6 protein-coding genes are annotated in these 5,046 nt (G+C 66.3%); 4 read left to right on the top strand and 2 right to left on the bottom strand.

Annotated elements, in window-relative coordinates; genetic code table 11:
- The 3 genes from HKK72_RS40340 to HKK72_RS35830 all read left to right on the top strand — a co-directional run.
- The coding region (locus HKK72_RS40340) for a hypothetical protein (RefSeq protein ID WP_222721567.1) at positions 1–191 on the top strand (191 nt) is incomplete at its 5' end.
- A complete protein-coding gene (locus HKK72_RS35825) occupies positions 188–424 on the top strand; it encodes a DNA-binding protein (RefSeq protein ID WP_187238841.1) in 237 nt (78 codons plus the stop codon). The genes HKK72_RS40340 and HKK72_RS35825, both read left to right, overlap by 4 nt.
- 7 nt (positions 425–431) lie before the next feature.
- A complete protein-coding gene (locus HKK72_RS35830; protein ID WP_187238842.1) occupies positions 432–803 on the top strand; it encodes a hypothetical protein in 372 nt (123 codons plus the stop codon).
- Here the strand turns inward: HKK72_RS35830 and HKK72_RS35835 are convergent.
- The gene (locus tag HKK72_RS35835) at positions 755–1,612 is read right to left on the bottom strand and encodes an integrase core domain-containing protein (RefSeq protein WP_222721568.1); all 858 of its coding nucleotides are present in this window, start codon (positions 1,610–1,612) and stop codon (positions 755–757) included. The two genes, HKK72_RS35830 and HKK72_RS35835, sit on opposite strands and share 49 nt — an antisense overlap.
- A gap of 78 nt (positions 1,613–1,690) precedes the next feature.
- On the bottom strand, positions 1,691–2,011 hold the full coding sequence (locus tag HKK72_RS35840) for a transposase (protein WP_187238843.1): 321 nt from the start codon (positions 2,009–2,011) through the stop codon (positions 1,691–1,693).
- 286 nt (positions 2,012–2,297) lie between these two features.
- Here HKK72_RS35840 and HKK72_RS35845 point away from each other — a divergent pair, with 286 nt between their 5' ends.
- Complete coding sequence (locus HKK72_RS35845; protein WP_187238844.1) at positions 2,298–3,413, top strand: tyrosine-type recombinase/integrase; 1,116 nt, start codon at positions 2,298–2,300, stop codon at positions 3,411–3,413.
- The last annotated feature ends 1,633 nt before the right edge of the window (positions 3,414–5,046 follow it).

Below are 5,046 nucleotides of genomic sequence, written 5' to 3' on the forward strand. Positions count from 1 at the left end.
GATGCGGCCACCCCGACGCGGCCAAGCGGGACACCGCTGGCGCCCCGCCTAGCGGGCGACGCAACGGTCCGCGCACCGCCCGGGGCGGCCCCGATCCGCTGGAGGACACCCGTGACACCCATCCCACGCACGCCGCTGGATGGTGGCCCGCCCACCACCACCGCGCGGGCGATGACGGGGGTGTGCGGTGAAGCGCGGTTTGACACCGGCGGAGATCAGCACGCTGCCCGCGGTGGTCGATCTGGTCACGGCAGGACGAGCGCTCGGCCTGGGACGCACCAAGGCCTACGAATTGGCTCGTGCGGGGGAGTTCCCCTGCCGGGTCCTGCGCGTCGGCAAGACCTACCTGGTGCCCACCGCCGGGCTACTCGGCCTGCTCGGCCTCGACGCATCTGCGGCGCAGCCTCCACCGGAAGACAGGTGAACAACGTATGGCTGCCGGACCGACCTTCAAGTTGTGCGGATGCCGCACCGAGGAAGGAAAGCAGCTGGGGAAGAAATGCCCGAAGCTGAGGCGCAAGGGTGGGTCGTGGAGCCAGATCCACGGCACTTGGTACTACCAGCTTGAACTACCTCCCGCCGCAGACGGCCGTCGGCGGAACCCACTGCGCCGAGGTGGGTTCGCCACGCAGGACGCCGCCGAAACGGAGATGGGCATGGCGGCTGAGTTGCTGGCCATTGCCGCTGAGCTGAACGGCAAGATCCAGATCGCTGATCTGATCCTGGCCACGGTGTCCCGCGTCAAGAAGTTGGCTCAAGAATCTTGGTCTGAAAGTTGGGGATGCAGGCTTGGGTTGGTGTAGATCTCGATGGGCCGGTGGCCGCCGAGGGCTTGGTGGGGTCGGATGTGGTTGAAGATCTGCCGGTAGGCCTCGGCCTCGCGGGCCAGGGCCGGGAGGTCTTCGATCTCGATCCGGTACAGGTGCTCGTACTTCAGCGAGCCGAATGCGCGCTCGCGGACGCCGTTCTGGCCGGGTGATCTGCGTCGGGTGCGGATGTGGACGAGCTCGGTCCGGCCTGTGATGAAGCGGGCGAACGCGGCCCCTTTGAATGCGCTGCCGTTGTCGGTGACCAGTTTGATCTTGCGGACCTCGCCGGTGACCGGGTCGGTCAGGGCCTCCTCCAGCGAGCAGCCGGCCAGGGCTTGGGCCTGGTCGATGGCGATGCGCACGGCGGCGATGGCGTCGGCTCCGGTGCAACTCGGGGCGATGTGCCAGCCGTGCTCGTACTTGGTGAAGTGGTCGGTGACCCCCGCCAGCCGCCACACGCCGCCGGTGGTGGTCTCGTACTCGGAGAAGTCCAGCTGCCACACCTGGTTCGGCGCGGTGGGCGGATCGGTGAACGCGGCCTTGCGAGCCGCCGCGAGCTCACGGCGTTCGCCCTGGTAATCGATGGGCTGCAGCAGATCGCGGCGGCGCATCGCCCGTTCCACGCTGGAGGCGGACGCCTCGATCCCGTCGGCGGCCATCAGCCAGTGGATCTTCCGGTGCCCCCAGGCCGGCCAGTCGGCGGCGTACTTGGCCGCCACCGGTTCGATCTCATCGACGACCGGTGCCGGCCACGGCCCGTTGGGCGGCGCGGCCGGCCGCCGCCTGGGCACGGGCCTTGGCACGCCAGCGGGTGTAGCTGCGGCGCGGGATGCCGGTGAGCCGGCAGAACCTCGAGACCGGCATCGCCGCGTCTTGGCGGATCACCTCGAGGTCCGCGAAGGGGCCAGACGACCCTCGGCCGACTTCTTCCACACCCGCAGCTGCACATGCGCCTCACCCAGGGCAGTGTGCAGCTCGGCGATCTCGGCCTCCAGCTGCTCCTCGCGACTGGACGGCCGAGCCGCCCCGCCCGCGACCAGGCCCTGCTTGCCCGCCTCCAGGAACTGGGCCTTCCACTTACCGATCGAGGTCTCAGAGGTCTTGTTACGCCGAGCGGCCTCGGCGATGGTCATCTCACCCGCGAGCACGGACAACACGATCCGCAGCTTGTCCTCGACGGGCAACTGTGGAGGGCGACTCACGATGCGTCTCTCTTCCAGGCTCAGGAGTCCCAACTAACCCCTGCGCCACTAAGTCTGACGCGCGACAACGGTCAAGAAGACCAAGACGCTGCCGGAGCCGGAGGAGGTGCGGCGTAAGGTCCGCACCGGCCAGGACCTCGACACGACCATCACCACGGGAGAGTGGCTGGACACCTGGCTTTCTGGACGAAAGGGCCTGCGGAAGGGCACCGTCCGCTGCTACGAAAGCCACATCCGCCTCTACTACCAACCCCACATCGGGAAGATCCGGCTGGATCGGCTGCGGGTGTCGGACGTGGTGAGCGTGTTCGAGGCGATCGACGAGCACAACGACATCATCACCGAAGCCCGCACCAGCGGTGACCTGGTCCTGCGGGCGAAAGTGAAGGGACGGCGGCTGGTCGGTGCGGCCACCAAGCAACGGATCCGCGCCACCTTGCGGGCGGCGTTGAACAAGGCGATCCGGGAGCGGCGGATCGACCTCAACGTCGCCTCGCTCGTCGAACTACCCTCCGGCAAGCGCCCCAAAGCGCTGGTCTGGACGCCGGAGCGAATCGCCGAATGGAGACAAACCTACGAACGCCACATCACGCTGATGGAGCAGCGCAAGAAACGCCTGTCGAAGCTCGAACCTGACAAGCGGCACGGCACCCGAATCAATCGGCTCGACGCCTACATCGGCACGCCCCGCCCGTCCCCGGTGGTGGTGTGGACACCCGAACACACCGCGGACTTCCTGCACCGAGCCCAAACCCACCGGCTGTACGGGCAGTACTACCTCATCGCCTTCCGCGGCCTACGAAGAGGCGAATCCTGCGGGCTGCGCTGCCCCGACCTCAACCTCGACGAAGGGACAGCGACCGTGCGGTGGCAGATCGTCCAACACGGCAACGGAACCGACCAAGGTAAGCCGAAATCCGAAGCCGGGGAACGGCAGATCTCGCTGGACAAACACACCATCAACCAACTCCGAGCTCACAAGGCCCGGCAGAACACCGAACGCCTCGCCGCCGGCGACACCTGGATGGAGACGGGGTTCGTGTTCACCACCGAAACTGGGGAGCCGCTGCACCCGGCGTATGTGACCGAGCAGTTCGAGCAGCTCGCGATGGAAGCCGGCCTGCCACCCATCCGCCTGCACGACCTGCGGCACGGCGCGGCCACGATCTTGCTCCGCGCTGGACACGACATGAAAGTCGTCCAGGAGACCCTTGGCTTGTCTTCAATCACCATCGCCTCCGACACCTACACTTCGGTGCTGCCCGACCTGGCACGTGAGTCCGCCGAAGACGCCGCTGCCATCATCGTGAACGCGGGCAAACGCAGGCAGCGGCCTCGCGCACTCAAGCCTGTCCCACCCGGCGACGGCAACCCCAGGGGCACGACCGAGGCAGCGTCATGACCGCTCGCGTGGTTGATAGCGTGGCGGCGGTGCCGATCTCGCTGATGCCTTTGAGCCCATCGGTGTGCCGGAGATAGTCGTCCTTCGGCGGCAACACGGTCACCCTTACATCGGTGAGGGGTCCTTGCCTCTCGTGGTCAACAGCCCACACGGCGGCATGCCCGTCCAGTAGCTCCAGGATGGGGGCACTTCAAGCCGCCCCGCTGGCCCCGAAAGGTCTTCAGGTGGGGCCAGCTCAAGCCGCCCTACTGGAGCAGTTGGAAGCCGTCATAGCCAACCGGTCGTACTGCAGTTCGGCGTGCACTCATTGCGGATGGCGCGGGCAGGCTTCGAGCTGGTTCGGCCGGCTCTCGCGGCGGCCTGTTTCAGCAGGTCGAGCGCGGTGACGATGTCGGCACCATGATGCATGCTCTGGATGGCCAGCGGTTGTAGGCGCCCTGGGCGGTGGCCTTGGCCAGGATCCGCCTCCCCCTCTGCACGCGGTCGGGGGTGGACCGCGTGCCGGTCCTAGGTGGCCTGCCGCCCAGGGCGCAGGCTATGAACGCTCGACTTGATCCTGCGGGTCAAGTCACGTTGATGGGACCGCCGTGGTTAAAGGTTGCGCGGTCCTTCTACGGAGTTACCGCGTCGCTACTGGAATCGTTGCGAGACGTGAGGGGCTGGAGACTGAGTGTGACGGCTGATCGATTGGCCATGCTTGCCCTGGGGGTCTTGGCTTGATCTTCTTTCGGATGGCGCTGGCGGCCCCGGAAGGCTGATTCCGACGACGTGTGGCGACAAGATCACGACATCCGAGCAACCAACGAGCAACCACGGGTCTCAAACCACCCCCAAAACGACAACTGGGCACTCTCATGATCATTGAGAATGCCCAGGTCAGACGGGGTGCGCCGTCAGGGACTTGAACCCCGAACCCGCAGATTAAGAGTCCGCTGCTCCCGTGCCAGATCGGTATCCCCGCTGTCGGTCTATGCCATTTTGTGTGCGAGTCCGCCGTTTCCGATGCCGGGTTGTGTCGCGTCGTGCCGCTCCGTTCCAAGACATACGAGCAACCACCGAGCAACCACGTACCCCGAATCGCGGGACCAGCGCGCGGTTGCAATCACGCCCGCTCGTGACCTCTACCGTGTCAAGGTCGTACCAATCATGCCCTGACCTGCGGTTCTTCGAGATGCCGCAGGTCAGCGCCGTCCGATGAGGCTCGTTGACGCTTGTTCGGGACGGTTCAGGAACCATGCGTGCTCCCGCCGCTCCCTGCTCCGGGTGGGAGCAGTGTGAGCACGAACCGGGGGAGCGCGGTAAAAGATCTTTGGTTCTTCTGGGGCCGGCGACGGCGTTCGGTCGCGATACACGATCAGCATCGGTCCGCCTTGTAGGCGTTGGTTTCGGTTGAATCCGGTCGGGGAACTCGTTGGGTTCGTCGGTGGAGTCCGGCCGGAGCCTGGCAGCGGTGACCTAAGTGGCTCAAGTCCGGCATGGACAGAACGTGGGCGCGCGGCCGGTAGGGGTGTACCGATCGGGTGCCTATGAAGTGTCCAGGCCCGTTACTGGACGTGCAGGTCAGCGACCGAACCCGATAATCGAGCGGCACAGGCTGTCGCGGCTTCGTTGAGGTCGTAGTCAGAGAAGCCCC

This window comes from Actinomadura sp. HBU206391, from assembly GCF_014323665.1.
Classification (GTDB): domain Bacteria; phylum Actinomycetota; class Actinomycetes; order Streptosporangiales; family Streptosporangiaceae; genus Actinomadura_C.